Genomic DNA, 22,751 nt, shown 5'->3' on the forward strand with positions numbered 1-22,751 from the left:
TTCGACTTCAACTGGTGAACGTCGATAAGCAATGAATGCGCTGATGGCAGGATTTGTTTTATGCGTAAGTACTTGCTATCCGGCTTTATGCGTCAATGAATCGAGCATCATGTGCATTGCGCTGGATGAACAGACGACGCGGTTCCACTTCATCGCCCATAAGCATGGAGAATGTCTCATCAGCCTGCGCCGCATCTTCGATATGAATCTGCTTGAGGATGCGATGTTCAGGATCCATGGTGGTTTCCCACAATTCCTGATAGCTCATCTCGCCCAGACCCTTGTATCGCTGGATGCCTTCACCCTTAGGCAACTGGCGACCGGATGCCTTGCCTTCAGCCAACACGCGATCTCGCTCGGCATCGGTGTAGACGAAGTCATGGGCGCCCTTGGTCCACTTGAGGCGATACAGCGGAGGCATTGCGACATACACATATCCGGCTGTGATCATAGGACGCATATAGCGGAAGAAGAGCGTCAGATTCAATGTGGCGATATGCGCGCCGTCGACATCAGCATCAGCCATGATGATGACCTTGTGATACCGGACCTTCGAAAGGTCGAAATCCTCTCCATATCCGCCACCGACTGCGGTAATCAAGGATTCGATGGTATCCGACTTCATCATGCGATCGATGGATGCACGCTCTGTATTCAGGATCTTTCCGCGTAGAGGCAGGATTGCCTGCGTAATCGGGTTGCGTCCCTGGATTGCCGAGCCGCCTGCAGAATCACCCTCCACGATGAACAGCTCGCATTCCTCAGGATTGCTGGACTGGCAGTCCTTGAGCTTATCGGGCATGCCCGCGGTTTCGAAAATCGACTTGCGACGGGTGTTCTCACGAGCCTTCTTGGCAGCGATACGAGCGCGGGAGGCTTCGATGGCCTTCTGAATGATGTTCTTCGCCTCACTAGGATGGGCGTCAAACCAATCTCCCAGTTTGTCGGTCATCACTCGCTGCACGAAGGTCTTGGCCTCCGAATTGCCCAGCTTGGTCTTGGTCTGTCCTTCGAACTGCGGCGTCGTCAGCTTGACGGAAACCACAGCAGTCAGACCTTCACGCACATCGTCACCGGAAAGGTTTTCATCCTTGTCTTTCAGGATGTTCTTCTCACGTGCATAGCGGTTCACCAATGAGGTCAACGCAGCGCGGAAGCCCTCTTCGTGAGTCCCGCCTTCGGTGGTGGAAATCGTGTTGGCGAAGGTGTGCACAGATTCCGAATATGCTGTGGTCCATTGCATAGCCACTTCTGCGGATATGCCGATATTGAGATCTTCGGCCTCGAAATCGATGACCTCTTCCACCACAGGAACGGATTTGCGCGCCTTCACCAAATAAGCCACATAATCCTTGATGCCGTGTTCATATTGGTAGGTAACGGTTTGCTGGAGTTCTTCCAGCACGTTATCTCCATCACCTGCGACCTCGTCCTGAACATCAGACTGGCGAAGATCGGTCAGCGTGATCTTCAATCCCTTGTTCAGGAAGGCCATCTGCTGGAATCGAGAACGAAGAGTCTCAAAATCGAAGGTGGTCGTCTCGAAAATCTTGGCATCCGGCCAGAAGGTCACTGAAGTACCAGTGGATTCATCCTCAGTCATTGGAGCACCCTGCTCCAATGGTGCGGTGGGATGCTGGTTCATATATGTCTGCGTCCAATGGAAGTCCTGACGGCGAACCTCGATATCGACGCGCGTTGACAAAGCATTCACCACGGAAATGCCCACACCGTGCAGACCGCCGGAAACGGCATAGCCGCCGCCACCGAACTTGCCGCCTGCATGAAGCTTGGTCATCACTGTTTCCACGCCGGAAACGCCTTCTCCAGGCACTTCATCGACAGGGATTCCTCGACCGTCATCGACCACGCGAATACCGTTGTCTGGCAAAATGGTCACTTCAATATGCGAAGCATAACCTGCCAGAGCCTCATCCACCGAGTTATCGACGATCTCGTAGACCAAATGATGCAAACCACGCGGACCAGTGGAACCGATGTACATGCCTGGACGGATACGAACCGCCTCCAGGCCTTCAAGCACTCGTAAGTCACTGGCGTCATAATGTTCTGGAGACAACGAATCATCCAGTTGCGCGTCTGCGAGCTCGTTGTTTGCCGTTGTCTCGTTCAACGAATCATCTTCAGCGTCTGCCACAAAGATTCCTTCCTGCATTCCCTCGTTGACCAAGGGCTGCCACACTGGCAATACACTCTAGAACGCACGTAATGGGGCCTTCTAGGCTTTTAACCACAATGTAGGTAAGTCTACTAGTCTACGGCGACTTTGCGGCTAAGAGAGAGAAATCATCATTATCGCAGTCTGCGACCCATCGCACTTCGCCTGAATGAGTGCGAATGAGGACCCGTAATGCGCACCTCGCGAATATCCAAGCCCTGCAACCGCTCCTGAATGGTGGACGTCAGCTGCGGGGCCATATAAGTCAGCTGTGTCGCCCATACCTGAGATTTGGCACGAATTGTCAAAACTCCATCATACAGGCTATCCACGTACGAATGTTGAGCGATCACGTCACCCACCACCTGATCCCAATGATTGCGCAGCTGAGCGACCTTCATATGCGGAGTCCATGCGCCATTTTTGGCGATAATCGACATCACACCACCCAGGCGGTCAGGGTCACGTCCCGGTTTGCCGAAATTGTTCCACGCCTCGATCGCCTTCTTCCTGCGGTCCCTGAGCAATCCGCTTCGCGCAGCGATGCGATCGAATACTTGAGCGGGGAGCTTGCGTTCATCGAGGTGAAGCACCACGCCGACAGGAGGCTTCATAATCGCTCACCCTCCTGCTTCGCTGAAACAGTTGTTGTTACTTGAATTGTCTGAGGTCCTATCGCTGATGTAACAGCTTTATTTACATCGTCGCTTTCTAGGTGTTCTTTTGCGTCATTCCGTCCAATAGTCAATTGTGAAGAACTTGACTTTTCGTTCTCATTAAGCCGTTCTGGCTGGGACTTATTATTGCCATTGCTATTGCTTGGTTCGCTGGCACCGTCTGGTACGCCAGAATGATTTTCCGCGACCGTTACGCCAGTACCATCAAAATCAGCTGCACTTGTTGTGGATGCTTGCGCTCTTGACTGTGCTTGTGACTGCGCACTTTCGCGCCTGGTTTTTACCTCGGCCTGTAATTGTCTTACCAAGGCAGACATGTCATCATTATCTTGCTCAACCAATGCTGACACATCGATAATGCGTTGCTTGTCGATATCTGCGATGTTGGAGATATCAGGGATATCACTGGCAGCCGCGACCGTAATAATCACTTGATCTTGATGACGCGCAAATTCAAGAATCTGCTGTCTTCTATGCTCATCCAACTGAGCGAACACATCATCAAGAATCACTAACGGTTTCAAACCCTGCATTTGCGTGACCACTTCATGCAATGCCATCTTCAATGCCAATGCCATGGTCCACATTTCGCCATTCGACGCGAACTCTTTGACCGGAATGTCATCGATGCGCAAGGCCAAATCATCACGATGTGGACCGATAAGATTTTGTCCTCGTGAGACTTCACCAGCATACAACCGTTGAAAATGTTGGCTTATGTGTGGTATTGGATCTTCATATGCCAATACTTCATCCATGGATGGAACATAGGAAAGTTTGACATTTTGTGTAGAACCAGCAAGCTCATCAAGAATTCGAGTGAATGGTGATGACAGTTTTTCAACCAATTTCGCACGATCACGCGTTATCTGGACTGCTATTTGTGTGAACTGTCCTGTCCAAATCTCCAGTCCGCTCAATGTTGCGTCGATATCGTCTTCGCGTTGGCCAAGCTGTTTTAGCAAAGTAGCTCGTTGTTTGGCAATACGCGCACACTGTTGCAATCGTTCGGCATAACCAGGAATAAGCAGGGCTCCTGCTTGGTTCAACAGGGTTCTCCTGGTTGCAGGATCACCTGAAATAAGTCGTTGATCCTCTGGAGTGAATGAAATGCTTGGAATTTGGCCGACAATATCACGTAAATACAGCGAATTTCCGCCATTTATTCGGGCTCTGTTGGCGCCTCGTGCAGCGATTGTCGCTTCAAAAGTGGCGATTCTGCTGCCGTCAGAGGCATCCGATGGCGAAAAATCGCCAAAATCGTTCTGTGAAACGGATTGTGCTGGACGGACGGCAGCTTCTTGGTTTTGGCTGTGGTCGTGGAAATCAGCATCGCGCATGTCATCCGTAGTTGCATCGAGTGGCGAAATTTCAATATTTTCCGCAGGAAATACCACATTTGCACGAATAGTGGCTTTGCCGTTTCCTCGTCGGATCAGGGGCAGTGAGCTGGAAGTGCGATGACTTGAACCCGTAGAAAGCACTTCGATTGCTTCGACAATATTGGTTTTTCCCAATCCGTTTGCGCCTTGCAAGATGTTGACGCCGGGTTGAAAATCCAATATGCAATGGTTCCAGGAACGATATTGGTCAAGTGCGAGGCGTGAGATGTACACGCATCCTCCTTGTCAGTCGTTCTGGTTCATGCCGGTGACTGGTGCCAGATAAGTCACCGGCTTTATTGTTGCGATTTCGATTCGTTTTGGATTCGATTTGTTTGAGTATTTGATTATTGGATAATCGATGGTTGCGGTTGTTTCTTGCAATGGAGCTGCAAGGAACTCACGCTGTCAGAGCTATTAGCTCAAACGCATCGGGACCAACAAATACCGGTAGTCCATGGATTCATCGGAATCAGATTCCTGCTGTCCATTGAATTCAACCGGCTTTACTGCAGTTGTCATCTTCATGCGCACGAATGGCTCGGTGATCGCGCTCAATCCTTCGATAAGATATGCCGGGTTGAAAGCGACAGTAATGTCTTCGCCATCCATATCAATATCAAGGATTTCCTTGGCTTGCGCCTCGTCAGAAGCACCTGCGGAAAGCGTGAGTTCCTGGCCGGAGAATTGCATGCGAATTGCAGCATTGCGTTCGGCCACCAAGGCCATGCGCTTGATTGCGCCGATAAGAACCTGGCGATCGATCACTGCCTGAATAGGGTATTCATCAGCAAAAAGACGATCAACCGCAGGGAATTCACCGTCGATGAGCTGGGAAGTCGAAACACGACCGGCATTTTCAAAGCCCAAAAGTGATGGCTTATCTGCATCAAAATCCAAAACAACATTCTGGTGTTCATCCAAAGAACGAGCCACATCGCGCAACAATGAACCGCGGACCAATGTCACTGTGTTGATATTTGGATCCTGAGGAGTCCAAGTGAATGATGAACGGGACAGACGGAATCGATCCGTTGAGGTCATAATGACCTTGTCGCCTTCAAATTGAATGCGCACACCGGTAAGTACCGGACGATTTTCTTCACGAGAAACGGCTACTCCCGCTTGGGATACGGCTTGCATGAAAGTCGGCGCATCAACTTGACCTAGTTTTGCTGGGATTACTGGCAAATCAGGGTATTCACTTTGAGGCATGAGTTGCATAGTGAAAGTGGATTTCCCAGACTTGATCGTCAGCGTTGAATCATCGGTGGAAAGATACGTTTTTTCAGCAGGGAGTGACTTCGTGATATCTGCCAGAAGCTTTCCGAGTACCAGGACACTGCCGGATTCATCGATGCCTGCTTCGATGTGATGACGAGCGGAAATTTCATAGTTGAATGCGGAAAGTTGCAATTGGCCGTCGATGGCTTCAAGCTGAACTCCTGCAAGAATCGGGTTTGCTGGGCGTGCACCGATAATGCGCGTGGTCCAGGCTACGGCGTCGGCCAGCGCGGCTGAATTAATTTCGACTTTCATCATGTCCTCATTTCGCGTGGTTATCTGATGGTTTATTGTAGCCGGACGTTTGCGGTGCTTCGTTTGTGTTGTGGTCGAAGGTGTTATTACGGCGATGGTTATCTATTAAAAGAGTAAGTAGTCGTCATAATAAAGCCTGTGGATAGTGTGGATAACAGAGCTCAGAGTTTGGGGCGGTTGAGCTCAGGACGGTTTTGTTTATGTGGATAACTATCTCATAGTATGTGGGTAAGTGCTTGAGTTATACACATGCGAGTTGTCGAAAAAATGTTTTCCACAAAAAGTGAAGAGTCATACACGTGTTGTCCACATTGAGATTGTGTGTCATCCACGAGTTATTCGCAGGCTTTACCCACATTTGTGAATAACACTGTGGATAACTTTTCTTCAAACTGATTGATGATATCGGAGTGTCGCTCAGGAGAATCGCGCTCAGAAACGAAAAATGGGCGTTTTTCGTCTTCAGAAAGCCATGAGACGGATGGCTCTGATTTCTCTAATTTCTCGGATAGCTGGATTCATTTCAGAAAGCGTTTTGGACAATTTTGGGTATGAGCACATCAGATAGAAGGTATGGCTCAATATTGATCACCAAAGAGCTTGGATTGAGCGTTTGTCTCTTGTAGGGTTTCTTCGATGGCGTGTTTGTTTCATTCTCACGGACAGTTTGATTCCTGAATTCTAGGCTTGATTCAAGCGTTGCCATCACCCTTTGAGTACAAATGGCATTTGTACGAATGACTTTTATAGATTACTTTAAAGCATTACTTAAATTGGCTTTGTGGTCGCAGTTATCTTCATGATCGCAGTTATGTAGGAGTTTATGCGAAGTTGCGACCTAATTCACGATCTATTTGGCAAATAGGAATGCGGATTGGGCGGCATTCAGCAATGGCGATATGCAGAAATATTAAAGGGTGGGGTTAAAGCAAGGAATGCCCAATCGAGATATTCCAGAACTGTGCTCGAGATAGCCGATGAGGGCAATACCAATATCGGCAAGGCAATAATAAACCTATATCTCTTCCCGATTCAGCTACAGAAATGCAATTAATCCTGACGCCTTGGATTTTGCTTCAACTGCACAGTTAGTTCCATCACGTAGTTATAGATCTCCTGCTTTTCCTGCATCTCATTGCTAATGCGGGTATAGGCATGCATAACCGTGGTGTGATCGCGTCCGCCAAAAACTTCACCGATATCGACCAGGCTCATACTAGTCATTTCACGAGCCAGATACATGGAAACCTGGCGAGCCATGGCAACGTTTTTCGTCCTGGAACGGCCAACCAGGTCATCAAAAGTGAGATGGAAATACTTGGCTACCTGACCGATAATGTCCGTTGGCTTGATTTCAACATCCGTGGAGAAGAAATCTTGCAAAGTCTGCTCTGCCTGCGCACGGCTTACCGGCTGATTGCTCAGCGAAGCAATAGCGGTGACGCGGTTCAATGCACCTTCGAGTTCACGAATATTTTCAGTGAACCGTTCGGCAATCAAATCCAGCACATCATTAGGGATATTGCTGTGATTCATCGAAGCCATCATGCGCAAAATAGCGATGCGAGTCTCAAGATCCGGCGGCTTGACGTCAACGGTCAATCCGGATTCGAATCGAGAAATAAGCCTTGCTTCAAAGCCCTTCAAGTTTTTCGGTGCAACGTCAGATGCAATCACGATACGCTTATTGGCTTGATACAAAGCATTAAACGTATGGAAGAACTGCTCGAGCGTGGATTCCTTGCCGCCAAGGAACTGGATATCGTCGATAAGAAGAACGTCAACTTCACGGTAACGACGATTGAAATCTGCGATCAGACCCTGACTCTTGTTCGGCGTCTGCAAAGCTTCAATGAATTCATTTGTGAATTCCTCGCTGGTGACGTACCGGACTTTGAGATTATGATCTCTGACAAGTGCATAGTTGCCGATGGCATTGAGCAAATGCGTTTTGCCCAATCCGGAGCCGCCATAAATACACAAAGGATTGAAATCACGACCAGAACCCTCTGCCACGGCCAATGCGACAGTTCTTGCAAAACGATTTGAATCTCCAGGAACGAAGGTATCGAAGGTCGCATTCGTATTCAGATGAGTTTTCGGATCCAGAGCTGCCTTATATGTATTGGCTGAGAATTGCTGATCCGCAGATCCTGATGAATTCGGAGCCGCATTGCGTTGTGAACCGGGTTGGGTTTCATGAGTTGCGGAGGGATATGAATTATCCGAATACGGGTAGTCGCTATACGAATCGTGATATTGCTCTGCAGAATTTACAGAATTTACATTCTGATTTGGATACGGCTGATACGCACTATTTTCAGGTGCGGATTGATATCCCGAAGTTCGATTTGACTGAATCTCGGGTACTTCCTGAGAATAAGCACTGGAAATAGGGCGTTCCGCTGAGCCAGAACCTGCCCTTTCATCTCGATTTTGAGGCATCGAGGTTGGGGCACTATCAAAAGCGTTGAAATCCGAACCTGTCTGAAGATCATTCGGATTGGAATTGGTATCTATACGAGTATCTGTGACCGGAGATTGTTGTGAAACAGTCTCGTCTGAAACCATAGGTTCCGCAGGCGGGATGATCTTGAACGCTGGGAACATATCTTGCCCAGTTGTCATCTTCAAAGCCGCGGCCAAAAATGAGCTCAATTGACCTTGCAAAGCCTGCTGCGCAGAGGGGTTGGTCACACAGAGCACAATGGTGGTGCCAAAAATAGCCTCGGGACTAACTCCCTCAAACCAACCTTTGTCTCTCGCGGTCAATGAGTTATTGCTTCTGAGTATGCGGAGGGTATCGGCCCAGACCAAGGCAGCTTGCGTACCGGGATCATTCGGCTCACTTGCCATAGGGGCTCCTTTCCTCCCGCATTATCAGCATGCATTCAACTAGTCATTCTTATGCTCAATGTTTCTACGGTAGAACATTCTTACTCCCAAAATGCGAAGTTATCCACGGGCTCGCGTGTTGAAATAGCTCAAATGTGAATAACACGCATGTAATTTGTGGATAACTAAAATGCCGATAACAGGCAGAATATCAACGTTTACGGCTTCACCATGTATATATGAGTTGTGTAAATATGTCAAATATTCAATGTTTTTTTGACTTCGGGTATGGGTAAGAGTACTTTGGTATAGCTTGACTCATGAGGAGCCGTGCTTTCGCATGGCAAAAAACGGGAGCGTTAACTATGAAGAGGACATTCCAGCCTAACAACCGTCGTCGTCACATGAAGCACGGGTTCCGCGTTCGCATGCGTACTCGTTCTGGACGTGCGATCATCAACCGTCGTCGTGGCAAGGGTCGCAAGTCCCTTTCCGCCTGATTTACGGCGCCATAGACGTGGAGCGGCTAAAGAGCCATCGCGATTTCGTCGCTGTGCTCAAACGTCGTAGACGTGTATCTGATCGGGATATTGTCGTACATTTTGTTGTGCATGACAATCCCCAAGCGGATACTCGTATGCGAGGGGCTCAGCGACGGATCGGGTTGGCAGTATCCAAAGCAGTGGGTAATGCCGTGGTGAGGAATACCGTGAAGCGTCGATTTCGTGTACTCGCTCGAGAATATGAGGATGCGTTGCCACGATATTGTGATGTGGTAATGCGAGCGAAACCTAGTGCAGCCAGTGCAGATTTCCAGGCATTGGATCACCAAGTAGAGTCGCTGTTTAGCAAAATCAGTGCAAAACAGCAGTTTCAAGCAGTGAATTCGTCTCATGTGAACGAGAATTCTGCTGCTCACGTTGTTGATAATTCCGGAAATTTCGCAGAGAAGCCGACTGCAATCGTCTCAAACGATATTCGGAATGAGATGTTCAATGAACGTGTTGCTCAACGCTCCGATGCGAGTAGTGAGTTGGTGAGTGATTCGGAAAGCTATTCCGCAGGTAATGAGATTCATGCTGAATACGATGCGAGCAAGGATTTGATCTCGTGAACTCGCATTCATTGGTTGCTCGAGGTTTCCTGCGTGCTATCCGCTGGTACCAGCGCGAAATCTCTTCGAAGACTCCTGCACGGTGTAGATATTATCCTACTTGTTCTCGTTATGCAGCTGAGGCAATAGATAGATACGGAGCATTCCGCGGCGGAGTGCTGGCGATATTGAGATTACTGCGATGCAGGCCTTGGAGTCGTGGAGGGATCGATGACGTACCTCAACGATATTCAGTTTTTTACCGATTTTCTTGGTCGCGTGCTCATGAAGAGCCTCGATTGACACCGTTAGAACCCCGTACAGAGGAGACTGTGTGAATGAGTAACGAATTTCTGTTGGATAGAGGATTCTGGGGCTGGCTCTACAAGCTCCTGACGCCGGTTGAATGGCTCATGACTCAGGTCATGGTGCTGTTTCATAAGTTCTTGGTTTTCATTGGCATGGACTCCATTGGCTTTTCGTGGGTGCTTTCGATCATCTTCCTAGTGCTGGTCGTACATGCATGTATTCTGCCGATTTTTATTCGACAGATGCTTTCGATGAGAAAAATGCAGGCACTTCAGCCTAAGATCAAGCGTATTCAGAACAAATATAAAGGTAAGACTGATCAGGCGAGCAAAGAGGCGCAAAGCCGTGAAATGATGAAACTGTATCAGGATAATAATGCGAATCCTATGGGATCGTGTTTACCTATGCTGATCCAGGGTCCTGTCTTTATGTGCATGTTCTATGTGCTCTCCGCTATACCTTATATTGCACAAGGTAAGCGAGATCCTTTGGGAGCTTTCGATCAAGCGACGGCACAGGAATTCGCCAAGACTGAAGTATTCGGAGTCGGAGTAACCACTAACTTCGTTTCTGCTGATACTGCAGGAAAGATCGTTATAGGCATTTTCGTGCTTTTGATGTGTGCCGCTATGTGGTACATGCAGTTCAACAACATGCGCAAGAACCTTCCTCGCGAATCTATGGAAGGTTCTCAGTACAAGATGCAGCAGGCGATGACTTGGATCTTTCCTGTGATGTACATCTTCTCCGGTGTGAGCTTCCCATTTGCAGTGCTGGTGTATTGGTTGACCAATAACGTTGCCAATTTGGCGCGTTCTATTTGGCAGATTCGTACTTTCCCAACGCCAGGTTCCCCTGCTGCTGAGGAAAAAGCCGTTCGTGATCATGAAAATGAAAATAAGCGTCGTGCTCGTGAAGGCCAGATCTCTCTTGAAGAAGAGCAGCTTATTCAGGCAAAGAAAGAAGCCGAAGAGCGTTCGACTCAGGGATATCAGCGTAAGCAACCTGTAAGAAAACGTCGTAAGAAATAGTGCGTTGTTTTCAATGTGGCGAATGTTTCACGTGGAACATTCGCCACACTTGCAACTATAAATGAATACCGAACTTGTTCATCGTATGGATTCAGCCATAGAATGAACGCAGTGAAATTATTTATGCATTGAATACATAAATGCCGTCGAGAAGACGGTGTTTATATCAAGGAGTGTGACATGTCCCAGGTCGACGAAAAGACGATTGATCAGCTCAATGAGGAGGCTGATATCGCTGCCGATTATTTGGAAGGTCTGCTCGATATCGTGGATTATGAAGGCGATATTGAGATGGGTGTTCGAAATAATCGCCCAATGGTACAAATCGTTGCAGATGATGATTCTGATATTAAGCATCTGATTGGTCGCGATGGGGAAGTTGTTGATGCTTTACAACAGCTGACAAGACTCGCTGTTCAGCAGAAGACCGGTGATCGTTCCCATTTGATTGTGGATGTAGACGGATTCCTTAAGCGTAAGCGCATGCATTTACGCAACCTCGCACTTGATGCAATTGACGAGGCTCGTGAAACCGGTGAAGTCGTTAATCTTGAGCCGATGAATTCCTTTGAACGTAAGGTTGTTCATGATCTGGTACGCGAAGAGGGATTGAAATCTCGTTCTCACGGAGAAGAGCCTAATCGTTACGTGAGCGTTTATATGCGTGCCAATGTTGATGACGATGTTGTTGATGAGGATGAAGTCGAAGAATAATGTGGCGATTTGCCAACACGTTGAGACGTTTGAGATTTGTATCCTTGACCTCTTTCTCTCGTTTCATCGGAATTGGTGAATAACTGATTATTTGTTCTCAGATTTGACTGGTGTGTTGCAAATGAGCAGCACACCAGTTTTGTATATTTGGAACTTTGACCGTGAATAGGGTAGGGCATATGGATTTTGACATATGACATTTCATGTTTTGTGTACGAGAAGACATATGTGCATGAATTCCCTGCGGTTTGATCCAATACGTTTTCTGATTGTTTCACGTGAAACATGGAATTGAACTCAATTTTCCGTCGCCCTGAAATGCAATGTGATGTTAAAACGAGTTAATGAATTGTGATTGATTTATGTGACCTACGTTGATGTCAAAGTCAGATTCGATTTGAGTGTTTTGACCATGTCTTATTGTTATCTACTCAAACCTGCCGATTCCAAAATTCAGCGATTTGGAACAAGGTAATATGTCACTGGTAGACAGAATTTCAGTACGTCATAGTGAAGATTTTCGACTGTCATAATCGAACGTCTTTGTTTTCAGTTGTATTTTGTACCACTTCTTTTCTTCGAGTCTAAATGACATGGTGCAATCTCATTGATTTAATTTCATGAAGTTTGTTGACAAGGTATTTCGGCACCAGAGATGGCTATGTGTTATGAAACCGCGAATATGCCTTGCAATAATGCTTACCAACATAATTTCATATGGCTAAGTTTGGACACAATTATTGTGGAGACTATATTCCAAATTGGAATGTCGTCGTTTTAAGAATTTCCATAGGCATGTCAAGTCAATGATTTATATGTTCAAAAGAGTTGAGTCAGTATATGAATAGAGAGTGTTTCACGTGAAACAAGGTTGACGTATCGACGGTAGAATGAATAAATTCTTGTGCCCGTGCTTGTGCTTGTGCTTGTGTCAGAGCTAGAGCGAGCATGTCCTCTCCATTTTCAGAATTGCCTTCTACACACCCAACTCGATATATATCTGAATATCTGTTTAATAAAATCGATATTGATTCGCCGACCGTTGTTTCACGTGAAACAACGGTGCGCTTGTCCACCTTTTCGGCGTAGCTCATGTATCTGTATCTTAATACATTGGTTCTATTCGACATCTTGATTTATGAGATTTGGATAATCTTTCAGATGCAAAGATGAATGGACTCGAGCAGGGGAGATGTTGGCATTGACTGCAGAACGTATTTGACAGTGATGCTCAAGAAAAATTAATGAGTAATCCTTAAAAACTAAGCATAATTACATACGAATCATCAACAAATATTTGTAGGTAAATACGAACCATCATATTTGGATGGTGAATGTAAAGAATGCAGTATGGAATTACTTCTGATTTAGTATTGGTAGTGTTATATAGTTCATGCAATGGAACCCTGCCTGACCATGGTGTAGCGTTGAGGTTCTTCCTAAAGATTTCAACTAATTCGGAATGCATCTAGATAACATTGGTATCCATTCATAGGCAGTGAACCAGAAGCTTGCGAAAGAGATTAGTAAAATATAAGAGCTGATCAACTGACGCTTTATCGAGTAAATTGGAGATCCTATATTTCCGTTTTCCATAAATCTGTAATTGCAACTCAGAAAACGGATCATACTTAATCATCTATGTAACTAAATTTCAATGCTCTTACTGTTTCCCGCGTCTGTCGTACAAACACAGTGTAAGGTTGTACAAGGCTAGAAAGGAACTAAGGATATGGACGCTCTTGAAGGATCGCCAGTATTGGAAGAAGTGCTAGGTGATGCCCTTCCTCAGCTTGAATTGTTTCACGTGAAACTTGCTAAGGAAGGTGAGCCTCGAGGAATAATAGGACCTCGAGATGTTGATATCATTTGGGAACGCCATATTTTGAATTCAGCAGCTATTGTCCCATTTATTCGAGAAGCAGTTGAGAAAGAACAGTTCAAGACCATTGCAGACGTGGGTAGTGGTGGCGGTTTTCCTGGTATCGTTGCTGCGGCATGTCTTCCCAATTGCGAATTTACTCTCATAGAACCTATGGAACGGCGAACCGAATGGTTAGCTGAGTGTTCAGAAGAGATGGGACTTAACAACGTCACTATATTTCGTGGTCGCTCTGATGAAATGATAGAACAGATCAAACATCGCCGACATCATCCATTTGCCGCTGTGACTTGTAGAGCGGTTGCGCCGATGACAAAGCTTGCAGGATGGACATTGCCTTTGTTGAAAACCAGAGGAAAGCTTGTTGCATTGAAGGGTAAGTCTGCTCCCAATGAGATAGAAAAGGCCTCGAAGCAAATTCGTCAGTATCACGGATATGGTGCAAAGGTGTCAGAGGCGGAGGTTGGTCCAGGTCTCCAATCCACTTTTGTGGTCACTGTTGAACGTCGCTAGACTGGTGCATAAATTTGAGAGTTATACACAATTTTGGAAGTTCAGAAAAGTTATCCACAACTTATTCCCTCTGAAAGTGGATATTCTCGAAGCATTGAAAAATAAGCGTTTCAAGATCACAACAAAACGGATTATCCACCACTTGCAAAGGAGTTATACACAGTTATCCACATTTTTGTGTATAACTCATTTGCATGTCCAGTGCGATGATAAAACTGGAACAATCACCGCCGAAATTGAGAAGCTAGATCGTAGTGTGCGACTGGCGCAATCGTCCAAAGGGGTCGAATGATTATGGAGTCAGCTTCCGAAACGATTAAGCGAATTTTCGGAGGGAGTGGCAATTCTCTGGGCGCGGAGATGGCGGAAGCCTCTTCACGTTATCGAGCACTTGAAAATGTTGTAATGCCGAAACCAGCTCGGACACGTCGTATTGCAGTGGCTAATCAAAAGGGCGGAGTTGGAAAAACAACCACAACAGTAAATATTGCAGCTGCGCTTGCATTGGGTGGATCACAGGTTTTGGTCATCGATATGGATCCTCAAGGCAATGCTTCGACCGCCTTAGGTGCTGCGCATTCGCCAGGCGAGGTGTCGGTATATGACGTGTTGGAAGGCAGAAATAGCATTGCTGAAATCAAACAACAATGTCCCGATTTCGAGAATCTTGACGTAGTACCAGCTTCCATTGATCTCAGTGGTGCTGAACTTGAGGTTGCGAATATGGAGAATCGTACGACATTGCTCAAGCAAGCAGTTGACGATTTCTTGGAGAGCAGCCCGGTGCATTATGACTATGTCATTATTGATTGTCCTCCAAGTTTGGGACTGCTTGTTATCAATGCCATGTGTGCGGTGACAGAGATGTTAATCCCGATTCAGGCGGAATACTATGCATTGGAAGGACTTGGACAGCTGATTAATACTATCGGTTTGGTCCAAGAGCATTACAATCCTGGTTTGATTGTCTCCACGATGTTGGTCACGATGTTTGATAAGCGAACTATTTTGAGCCGTGAAGTGTTTGAAGAAGTGAAAAAACATTACCCTAATATTGTGCTTGATACGACTGTTCCTAGGACAGTGAAAATATCTGAAGCGCCTAGCTTCGGGAAAAGCGTCATAGCATATGATCCACGTGGCATGGGAGCCATTGCGTATCGTGAAGCAGCGTTAGAAATAGCTCAAAAATCGCCGTCAGTGCTTGCAGCACTCGAGGCCAAGCAAGGAGAACACTGATATGGCAACAAAATCTCGTTTGGGTAAGGGATTAGGAGCTCTATTCCCAGCGCTGCCAGGTGATCCCCAAGCAGAAGCGGATGGCAAGGCCAAGGAACAGGAGACTAAAATAGCTCCTGCAAAAATACAGAAGACTTCTGGCTTAGATGCGGCAAGTAATCAAGCAAAGCAAACAATAAATAATGCTGCCTCGAATACTTCTCGGAACGCACGAAAGAGCAAGAATGCCGACGAAAAGAGCGAAAAGGCATCTATTGAGTCTTCGCAGCAGGAACTGGATATAAAAGTTTCACGTGAAACATCTAAGTCTCATAAGAAGAAGCGTGTATCCGTTCCAGGATTTGAAGCAATTGCACATCCAAGTGACTTCTTCTTTGGTGATGGCCGTATGGATGCTCAGGGAGAAGCGCAGCGCCGGATGGAGCAAGCCTCAAATGTGGGAGAGCAGGCTTCAAACGCGAAGAAGCTGGTTCAGACGCAACAAGCCGATAAAGATATACAAAAGGCTGCGACGAAGGCTCAGCAGGATTCTCGATCAAGTTCTGAGGACAAACAATCCGAAGAAATTGAGTTGAAGCCGGTACAAGGTGGTTATCTCGCTGAACTATCCGTTAAGGATATCGGGCCTAATCTGCATCAGCCTCGAACGATATTTGATGCCGATGAGCTTAAAGAACTATCTGCATCTATACAAGAAGTAGGCGTACTTCAGCCAATTGTTGTCAGGAAAAGACCGAATTATTCTGCTCCGGCAGCTCCCTCTTTGGCAGATACCAGTGTTATTGAGAGCGGTACCCATGAGGGCAGTGTTGCGGACGATATAGTTGCCGATAAGAGCGGTGATTCAGTTAAGTCCAGCGATAAAAAAGCTGATTCAGCCAAGACTGCTCACGAGGATACTCCCTATGAGTTAATCATGGGTGAGCGGCGTTGGCGTGCTGCGCAATTGGCGGGTATGGAGACCATTCCTGCAATTGTCAAGACAACGGCTGATGACGATATGTTGCGCGATGCGTTGTTGGAAAATCTGCATCGAGTTGCATTGAATCCTCTCGAAGAGGCCGCGGCTTATCAACAAATGATCGATGAATTTGGTCTCACTCAAGCGCAGCTGTCGAAATCAATCTCTAAATCACGCCCTCAAATTGCCAATACTTTGCGACTGATGAATCTGCCTATTGCAGTTCAGAAGAAAGTGGCGGCAGGGGTGTTGTCTGCCGGCCATGCGCGCGCATTGCTTGGATTGGTATCAGAAGACGAAATGAACAAACTCGCTAATCGTATCATTGCAGAAGGCTTGTCAGTGCGCAGCACCGAAGAAATCGTCTCCATGAAGGCCCTGGAAGGGGACCAGCCAAAGAAGCAGCGCGTCAAGCGCAATGATCCTTGGGCCGGTTCACCTTTGCAACAACACCTCGAAAATCGATTCGATACCAAAGTATCGATAAAAGGCACCCCCAAGCATGGCCGCATCGAGATTGTCTTCTCTTCACCTGAGGACATGGACCGAATCATGAAGCTTCTAGTCCCGGAACAGAAAGCCACTCCAGGCTCTGAGTGGGTGTGAGAAGGCTTATTGAGAACAGCCAGAGGCAAATTTAAATAATATTTATGGCGTCTGGGTACTCATCCATTAGTGAATACTCAGACGCCATAAGAGTGTTGTTTCACTAGAGTAGGAGATCTGTTTTGCCTGGAATATGCGTTGAGCAGAGATCTTTGCTGAACGCTTGTTTAAATATCTGAATACGGATGCCGAGTACTGAGTGGGTTGAATGCTTGTGACAAGCTTCGGTTCAAGGAAGGACTGGTTACATCTTTCTATCCATATAGACAGTCGTAAAGCAAAGCATGGCAGACTTGGCTGTGGTCACAGCACAGAACCTGAAAATAATAGCTATACCATCATCAATATAATCGCGTGCAAGTGTTCTTTGTTCAAGAGTGATTAGCTGTATCGACATATAGCGATACCTGCGAAATCACAAAGCTCCCGCTTCTATGCTTGCATACTATTAGGTTCAACAATAAGAACCGATTCAGCTATTTTCTAATAACATTTCCGCTGTAGATTGATCGGTAACCAAGGCTGAAAGATAGCCGCCTTTCAGGCAAGCACGTATAGCAGATACCTTTTCTGATCCCCAAGCAACACCAATCACTAAGGGTATATGTCGTAATCTTTCAAGATCAACAGAAATCGTTCGATCAGATAGTTCACTGTCGACGGGTTTACCCTCTGCATCGATAAAATGTCCGCATACTGTCGCTACTGCACCTTGTGCGATAAGAACACGCAGCATTCTTGAACTAACGTACGAGTCGAATACCGGTATGGGGAACCGTTCGTCCACTGCACCAACACCTTCGAGTGCAATATCAGCGCCACCACCGAGTGCCAGTGCAGCATGAATTTGAGGTTCGTTTCGCATAACTCGAGCTACTTCAACTGAAGAAAGAATCATTGGAACATGTAAAGCTGTTACAGCACCACCCAAACGTGCTGCCAGTATGCGACAAATATCAGGAGAATCCATCATTGGGTTTGAAGGTGAAAGCGCGCCAACCATCTGTGTGATATTGCACTTTGGCCAGTCATGGATGGGAACTTCCCGTACAGTTGCTGAGACTGCACGACCATTTGAAACCGTGATGAGAGATTCAGGCGTAGAGCGCTCAATGAGTAGAGATGCCGCATATTTAGGCACAACAACGGATGGATCTTGGGTCTCTTGGACTTGGGCAACACGGGCACATTTCAACCCAAATCTGTTTATCAAGGCATCTTCGAGTTCCATCAAACGTTCCAATGGATGTTGAATTTTAACAACGACAATTCCCCGTTCACGTGATTCCTGTAATAAACGAGATACGGTTGGCCGAGAGAACCCTATTTCTTTTGCAATTTCACTTTGCGTTGAGTTGTGCTCATAATACAACCGAGCAACTTTGAGCATAAGTTCAATATGTTCTCGGGACTCCTTTGTCGCCATTGAGAGTTTTGCATTCATGGCTAAAGTATATGTCAGCAATGATGCAAAATGACATTTTGAGATGTTGTAATTGAACATATGTTCAAATTTGGAATTACATTATTGCTTGAACATATGTTCATTGCCGAAGATGCCTTGTAATAATTGAAAAAATGACACATGAAGAATAATACATTTCTAACATCGATCTTATGTGTTCAAATGTTAATAAGCATATGTTCATATTGCTCATTCTGTGTGATGAACAACAGCGTTATGGTTATCCATGTCACTGCAGATATGAATGCACAAACTCGGTGCATGTGACCGGTGCAATGATGACCGGTCAAGTCCGAGAAAGGAATGCACATGGATGTCATAAATACAATTGTCGGTTTAGGCGCATCAGTGATGATGCCAATCATTTTCTTCGTTGTTGGAATTATCTTCCGTATGGGTATTGGAAAAGCCTTCAAAGCTGGAATGACAGTCGGTGTCGGTTTCGTGGGCGTTAACATGGTTATCAGCCTTCTGCTTGATAATCTTGGTCCTGCATCAAAGGCAATGGTTGAACGTCTTGGCTTAAATCTGACTGTTGTCGATGTTGGTTGGCCAACGGCCTCCACTATTGGTTGGGGCACCCCGATAATGGTCGCAGCTGTAATCGGTTTTTTGATCATTAACGCTGTAATGATCGTATTAAAATTCACCAAAACAATCGATGTTGATATTTTCAACTACTGGATTTTCTTGCAAACTGGAGCAGTAATGTATGCGGTTACAGGAAATTTCTGGGTTTCAGTAATTTTCACTTGGGTACTATTCGCTATTGTTCTGAAGGTGGCTGACTGGACAGCGCCGTATATCCAGAAGGAATACAATCTTGAAGGAATTTCATTCCCTCACATGGCAGGATTGGCATGGTCCCCGCTAGCAATCGCTGTGAATTGGATTATTGATCGTATTCCGGGTCTCAATAAGATCAACATCAATGCAGAAACTATTCGTAAACGTTTTGGAGCCTTCGGGGAACCTGTTGTCCTTGGATTTATCTTGGGTTTATTGATTGGAGTACTGGCGGGATACAGTCCGGACAAGGCAGTTACATTAGCAATCAATATTGCCGCGGCTATGGTGCTCCTGCCTAAGATGATTGACGTATTGATTGAGGGTCTGATATCGGTACGTGATGCCGCTGAAAAGCAGCTAAAAGTTTGGTTCCCCAACCGTCAGTTCTTTATCGGCATGGATACTGCATTGCTTATCGGGGACTCTTCGGTATTGGCTACTGCTTTGCTCCTTATCCCAATCACCATTTTGCTTGCATTGATTCTGCCAGGGAATAAGATGCTTCCTTTCGCGGATTTGGCATCAACCGTATTTTTGCTGGCATTGGTGACGCCATTTGTGCGCCGCAATATGTTCAAGATGTTGATAGTAGGTACCTTGTCCGTCATAGTGATACTTTATGTCGGTTCTGATATTGCACCATTTGTTACGCAAGCCGCCGTTCAAAGCAATATCGATCTTCCAAGTGACTTTACCGGTATTGCAAATATGACAGGCGCAGTGAGCAGCTGGATTGGCTGGTTGACTGTCAAAATTGGACAACTTATCAACATGATTTTCGGGGATCTCATGACAAAGCATTTTCTTACCATCGACAATGGCGGAACAAATACAAAGGTTGTTATCAATGATGAACGAGGTAACCAATTAGCAGTGTCATCATTCCCTACAGGTGCAATTGAACGTAAGCCAGGTTTCCGCGAAATTGATCTCAATCAGATGTGGAACGATATCGGCTATGCAATCAGGGCATCATTGGAGAAAGCTCATCTCACAGGCAGCGATATTGACGGCATAGCTCCTGTTGGTCATGGAAAGGGTCTATAACGCTTGATGTCTATGGCAAACCATTTATGAATGGTATTTTATCGTCTGATTCGCGTGCAGCCGATTTAGTTGAGCGCTACGAGTCACATGTGTCAGATATATATCCTATTTCTCATCAACACGTCATGGCGATGCAGTTCCCGGTATTGTTGAAATGGCTTAAGGAAAACGAACCGGAGCAATACAAACGAATAGGATACGTCCTTTCTAACAAGGATTTTATTCGGTATTGCTTGACAGGAAGAATTCTTGAAGAGCGGGGAGATGCTTCAGGGAATAACCTTGTGAACTTGCAAACAGGGAGCTACGACGATCGACTGTTCAAATTCTTTGGCATTGAGGAAATGGCGCAAGCCATGCCTCAACTAGTGGATGCAACTGATCAATGTGGCACAATCACAGCGGAAGCATCCGCACATACTGGTCTTGCAGCAGGAACACCTGTATACGCAGGGATGTTTGATATTGACGCATGTGCTGTTGCAACTGGGGTGCTCGATGATAAGTCGTTTTCTGTTACCGCAGGCACATGGAATATCAATGTATTTCCGAGTACTATTCCAGCACCGCAAGAAGTTGGATGCATGAATTCCATTTTCCCTGATGGAAGCGCATTAGTTGAAGCTTCCAGCCCAACTTCTGCTGGTAATTTAGATTACATATTGCGTATGGTTCTTGGAGAATCAGGAAAGAAAATTGATTACGGTGAACTTGAAGGAATGCTTGCTGACAGCGATGCGAGGTTCACAGATGTATTGTTCTACCCGTTCCTATATGGAAGCAATGCCAAGATTGATGCCGAAGGATGCTTCATCGGGGTGAGAAGTTCAACGACACGTGATCAGTTGATTCGTTCCGTATACGAAGGTGTTGCGTTTGCGCACAGGCAACATATGGAACAACTGTTGAAGGTCCTTGGGCATAAGCCGAAATCAGTGCGTATTTCAGGTGGCGCAAGCAATTCTCAGCAATGGGTGCAGATGTTTGCCGATATTTGGGGAATACCAGTTGAAACGGTATCAGGTGATGAACTTGGTGGTTTGGGAGGCGCAATGTGTTCCGCTGTGGGTTCTGGAACATATAAGGATTTCAACGATGCTTTTCAACACATGTCGAATGTAAACCATCGATTTGAGCCGAATACTGAAAGCGCAGCTATATATGACCGTAAATATGCAGCATATGAAGCGGTTATGTCCGGACTAAATTCAGTTTGGACCCTGTTGCGCACGATGCAAGACTTTCTGGAGCGCTGAAATATGACAGTGAATGCACTTGGAATATATGAGAAAGCACTGCCTCCGGTCACGAATTGGGAACGGACGTTCGATCTCGTACATGAATTGGGATTCAATTTCCTTGAATTTTCTGTTGATGAAAGCGATGAGCGTCTGGCAAGACTTGACTGGAGCGAGCATGACCGTGAAATGTTTCGGCACGCAATGTGGAGAACAGGGAGTCGCATCAATACTTTGATGCTTTCGGGGCATAGGCGTTTTCCATTAGGAGCCTCGGATCCAAAAATACGTGAGCGTTCCTTAGAAATGATGTCGAAGGCTATTGATCTCTGCGTTGATTTAGGTATCAGAAACATCCAAATGGCTGGATATGACGTATATTACGAGGATAAGACACCGTCTTCGCGCGAACTATTTATAGAAAATCTTAAATATTGCGTACAAATGGCCGCGCAGAAAATGGTGATGCTTTCGATAGAGACGATGGATGACCCTTTCCTCAATTCGTTGAGTAAGGTGACTTATCTCAAGACACAGATACATAGCCCATGGTTGCAGGCTTATCCGGATGTCGGGAATCTATCCGCTTGGTTGGGCAATAGGGTTGGCGAAGAATTGGAACGAAATATTGATGATATTGTGGCTGTTCATTTGAAAGATACATTGCCAGTAACGAACACGTCACCTGGAAAGTTCCGTGATTTAGCAGTGGGAGAGGGGTCAGTGGACTTCGAATCCTTGTTACGTGTATTTGTCAGACTGGGATATTCCGGCAGCTACACAGTAGAGATATGGGCACCGAAATCAGGAAACCCTTTGGAGAATATACGCCACGCAAAACAGTATTTTTCGCAATTGTTTGATGTCGTGGGGATACGACAGGAACCAATTACATATGGTCGCGCAGCATAGCATTTGAATGAAATGGGTGAATCCATTGAGTCGTTCAGACGAACGACTCAATGGACAATCAGAAGATCATGGAAATTGGAAATCCATATACATGAATAGGAAATTAAGCAAGAAACGGAAATTGTTAGACACTAATTGAATAACCATTGCTTAGCCGGTGTGTTTGTTGGCTTTTGGTGGTGTTCCCGTGTGTGCGACACGCCGGTGGGTTGTGTTGGGTGGGGGTGGTGGTGTAGGTTGTTCTCTTGCTGCCGCTGAGCGGGTGGCCGGACGGGGTCCGGTTGTTTCGCTCTTGTGTGTGGTGGTGGTTTGAGAACTCAAGAGCGTGTTGTACTACTTT

General features: G+C 46.2%; 15 protein-coding genes and 3 pseudogenes. 11 read left to right on the forward strand and 7 right to left on the reverse strand.

Annotation, left to right across the window (positions count from 1 at the left end):
- Positions 1–85: 85 nt before the first annotated feature.
- The 5 genes and pseudogenes from gyrB to dnaA form a co-directional block, all read right to left on the reverse strand.
- Entirely contained in the window at positions 86–2,176 is a 2,091-nt protein-coding gene (gyrB, locus tag BITS_RS03460) for a DNA topoisomerase (ATP-hydrolyzing) subunit B (RefSeq protein ID WP_044259387.1), read from the reverse strand.
- A gap of 137 nt (positions 2,177–2,313) precedes the next feature.
- Positions 2,314–2,793, reverse strand: coding sequence for a DciA family protein (locus tag BITS_RS03465; RefSeq protein ID WP_026642503.1), 480 nt, complete (start codon positions 2,791–2,793; stop codon positions 2,314–2,316).
- 398 nt (positions 2,794–3,191) lie between these two features.
- Positions 3,192–4,472: pseudogene (gene recF / locus BITS_RS09325) on the reverse strand (DNA replication/repair protein RecF); the annotation flags it as partial.
- 183 nt (positions 4,473–4,655) lie between these two features.
- Positions 4,656–5,777, reverse strand: a complete 1,122-nt coding sequence (dnaN, locus tag BITS_RS03475) for a DNA polymerase III subunit beta (protein WP_026642504.1) — start codon at positions 5,775–5,777, stop codon at positions 4,656–4,658.
- A 1,050-nt stretch (positions 5,778–6,827) separates the two neighbouring features.
- A complete protein-coding gene (gene dnaA / locus BITS_RS03485; RefSeq protein ID WP_026642506.1) occupies positions 6,828–8,633 on the reverse strand; it encodes a chromosomal replication initiator protein DnaA in 1,806 nt (601 codons plus the stop codon).
- 344 nt (positions 8,634–8,977) lie between these two features.
- On the opposite strand from dnaA, the gene rpmH reads away from it, so the two are divergent.
- The 5 genes and pseudogenes from rpmH to BITS_RS03500 all read left to right on the forward strand — a co-directional run bounded on the left by rpmH (position 8,978) and on the right by BITS_RS03500 (position 11,759).
- Positions 8,978–9,112 (forward strand): 50S ribosomal protein L34, encoded by a 135-nt coding sequence (rpmH, locus tag BITS_RS08895; protein WP_081693572.1) that lies wholly within the window; start codon positions 8,978–8,980, stop codon positions 9,110–9,112.
- A gap of 17 nt (positions 9,113–9,129) precedes the next feature.
- Positions 9,130–9,477, forward strand: a pseudogene (rnpA, locus tag BITS_RS09480) (ribonuclease P protein component); the annotation flags it as partial.
- 245 nt (positions 9,478–9,722) lie between these two features.
- Positions 9,723–10,043 carry a membrane protein insertion efficiency factor YidD gene (gene yidD / locus BITS_RS08905; protein WP_081693574.1) on the forward strand — a complete coding sequence of 107 codons (321 nt, stop codon included), beginning with the start codon at positions 9,723–9,725 and terminating at the stop codon, positions 10,041–10,043.
- On the forward strand, positions 10,044–11,045 hold the full coding sequence (gene yidC / locus BITS_RS03495; protein WP_026642507.1) for a membrane protein insertase YidC: 1,002 nt from the start codon (positions 10,044–10,046) through the stop codon (positions 11,043–11,045).
- A gap of 180 nt (positions 11,046–11,225) precedes the next feature.
- Positions 11,226–11,759: a Jag family protein gene (locus tag BITS_RS03500; protein WP_026642508.1), complete on the forward strand. Its 534-nt coding sequence runs from the start codon at positions 11,226–11,228 to the stop codon at positions 11,757–11,759.
- 833 nt (positions 11,760–12,592) lie between these two features.
- Here BITS_RS03500 and BITS_RS09215 read toward each other — a convergent pair.
- A complete protein-coding gene (locus BITS_RS09215; protein ID WP_152571250.1) occupies positions 12,593–12,853 on the reverse strand; it encodes a hypothetical protein in 261 nt (86 codons plus the stop codon).
- A gap of 638 nt (positions 12,854–13,491) precedes the next feature.
- Between BITS_RS09215 and rsmG the strand changes: the two genes are divergently transcribed.
- The 3 genes from rsmG (at position 13,492) to BITS_RS03520 (ending at position 16,960) form a co-directional block, all read left to right on the forward strand.
- Positions 13,492–14,154, forward strand: a complete 663-nt coding sequence (gene rsmG, locus BITS_RS03505; protein WP_026642509.1) for a 16S rRNA (guanine(527)-N(7))-methyltransferase RsmG — start codon at positions 13,492–13,494, stop codon at positions 14,152–14,154.
- A gap of 294 nt (positions 14,155–14,448) precedes the next feature.
- Positions 14,449–15,393: a ParA family protein gene (locus tag BITS_RS03515; RefSeq protein WP_034534204.1), complete on the forward strand. Its 945-nt coding sequence runs from the start codon at positions 14,449–14,451 to the stop codon at positions 15,391–15,393.
- 175 nt (positions 15,394–15,568) lie between these two features.
- The gene (locus BITS_RS03520) at positions 15,569–16,960 is read left to right on the forward strand and encodes a ParB/RepB/Spo0J family partition protein (RefSeq protein WP_420795449.1); all 1,392 of its coding nucleotides are present in this window, start codon (positions 15,569–15,571) and stop codon (positions 16,958–16,960) included.
- 472 nt (positions 16,961–17,432) lie between these two features.
- Here BITS_RS03520 and BITS_RS03525 read toward each other — a convergent pair whose 3' ends face one another.
- A complete protein-coding gene (locus BITS_RS03525; RefSeq protein WP_044259394.1) occupies positions 17,433–18,404 on the reverse strand; it encodes a sugar-binding transcriptional regulator in 972 nt (323 codons plus the stop codon).
- A gap of 330 nt (positions 18,405–18,734) precedes the next feature.
- Here BITS_RS03525 and BITS_RS09485 point away from each other — a divergent pair.
- The 3 genes and pseudogenes from BITS_RS09485 to BITS_RS03540 form a co-directional block, all read left to right on the forward strand.
- Positions 18,735–20,680 (forward strand): annotated as a pseudogene (locus tag BITS_RS09485) (PTS transporter subunit IIC); the annotation flags it as partial.
- A 36-nt stretch (positions 20,681–20,716) separates the two neighbouring features.
- Entirely contained in the window at positions 20,717–21,517 is an 801-nt protein-coding gene (locus tag BITS_RS09490; RefSeq protein WP_229774889.1) for an FGGY-family carbohydrate kinase, read from the forward strand.
- Between the two features lie 3 nt (positions 21,518–21,520).
- Positions 21,521–22,411, forward strand: coding sequence for an L-ribulose-5-phosphate 3-epimerase (locus tag BITS_RS03540; protein ID WP_026642515.1), 891 nt, complete (start codon positions 21,521–21,523; stop codon positions 22,409–22,411).
- Positions 22,412–22,751: the final 340 nt, after the last annotated feature.

Source organism: Bifidobacterium tsurumiense (assembly GCF_000741765.1).
GTDB lineage: Bacteria > Actinomycetota > Actinomycetes > Actinomycetales > Bifidobacteriaceae > Bifidobacterium > Bifidobacterium tsurumiense.

Coding starts and splice junctions, on each gene's coding strand:
- rpmH (WP_081693572.1), top strand. CDS start 8,978: ATGAAGAGGACATTCCAGCCTAACAACCGTCGTCGTCACATGAAGCAC.
- BITS_RS03525 (WP_044259394.1), bottom strand. CDS start 18,404: ATGAATGCAAAACTCTCAATGGCGACAAAGGAGTCCCGAGAACATATT.
- dnaN (WP_026642504.1), bottom strand. CDS start 5,777: ATGAAAGTCGAAATTAATTCAGCCGCGCTGGCCGACGCCGTAGCCTGG.
- BITS_RS09490 (WP_229774889.1), top strand. CDS start 20,717: ATGTTTGATATTGACGCATGTGCTGTTGCAACTGGGGTGCTCGATGAT.
- gyrB (WP_044259387.1), bottom strand. CDS start 2,176: ATGCAGGAAGGAATCTTTGTGGCAGACGCTGAAGATGATTCGTTGAAC.
- dnaA (WP_026642506.1), bottom strand. CDS start 8,633: ATGGCAAGTGAGCCGAATGATCCCGGTACGCAAGCTGCCTTGGTCTGG.
- BITS_RS03465 (WP_026642503.1), bottom strand. CDS start 2,793: ATGAAGCCTCCTGTCGGCGTGGTGCTTCACCTCGATGAACGCAAGCTC.
- BITS_RS03540 (WP_026642515.1), top strand. CDS start 21,521: ATGACAGTGAATGCACTTGGAATATATGAGAAAGCACTGCCTCCGGTC.
- BITS_RS03500 (WP_026642508.1), top strand. CDS start 11,226: ATGTCCCAGGTCGACGAAAAGACGATTGATCAGCTCAATGAGGAGGCT.
- rsmG (WP_026642509.1), top strand. CDS start 13,492: ATGGACGCTCTTGAAGGATCGCCAGTATTGGAAGAAGTGCTAGGTGAT.
- yidC (WP_026642507.1), top strand. CDS start 10,044: ATGAGTAACGAATTTCTGTTGGATAGAGGATTCTGGGGCTGGCTCTAC.
- BITS_RS09215 (WP_152571250.1), bottom strand. CDS start 12,853: ATGAGCTACGCCGAAAAGGTGGACAAGCGCACCGTTGTTTCACGTGAA.
- BITS_RS03515 (WP_034534204.1), top strand. CDS start 14,449: ATGGAGTCAGCTTCCGAAACGATTAAGCGAATTTTCGGAGGGAGTGGC.